General features: G+C 58.8%; 1 protein-coding gene. It reads left to right on the top strand.

Features of this window, described 5'->3' with window-relative positions:
- Positions 1 to 536: ABC transporter substrate-binding protein (locus B2W52_RS16605; RefSeq protein WP_286803767.1), on the top strand; the 536-nt coding region annotated here is incomplete at its 5' end.
- Positions 537 to 588: the final 52 nt, after the last annotated feature.

Genomic DNA, 588 nt, shown 5'->3' with positions numbered 1-588 from the left:
AGGGCTCCCGACCGTTCGAAAAGGCCAGCGGTATGCTTACAACTCTCGGTGAGATGCTGAACCGGGAGGAACGCGCAAAGGCAGTTCTTAACGACATTGACCAGACACTTCAGACCCAACGTCGTCGTCTTGAAAATGCCGGCCTCACCGAACGACCGGTAGCACTCGTAAACTTTCTGGACGACCGCCATGTTCGCATCTACGCACCCAACGGCCTTTTCCAGAGCGCCCTGGACGCCCTTGGCCTTGAGAACGCCTGGCCGCATACCGGGAATTACTGGGGGTTCTCGGTCGTCGGGCTTGAAGCAATTGCGCCCTATCAGGACAGCCGGATTGTGGTGATTTCTCCGACCCTGCCCGGGTTGTCTGACACCCTGGCCAACAGCCCTTTCTGGACCTATCTGCCGCCGGTTCAGCGCGATCAGGTGTACCAGATTGATCCGGTCTGGCCGTTTGGCGGGGTCTTCCCGGTAAAGCGACTGGCAACGTTGCTCGCTGAAGGTCTGCTGGCTGGAGGTTCAGACAATGTACGCTGAATCTGCAAACAACCAGGTCAGTCGCCCATCCCTGCCCGCAAGGGTGCCACTG

This window comes from Marinobacter sp. UBA2498 (assembly GCF_002341575.1).
GTDB classification, from domain to species: Bacteria; Pseudomonadota; Gammaproteobacteria; order Pseudomonadales; family Oleiphilaceae; genus Marinobacter; species Marinobacter manganoxydans.
This window is presented reverse-complemented; position numbering and strand designations above follow the sequence as displayed.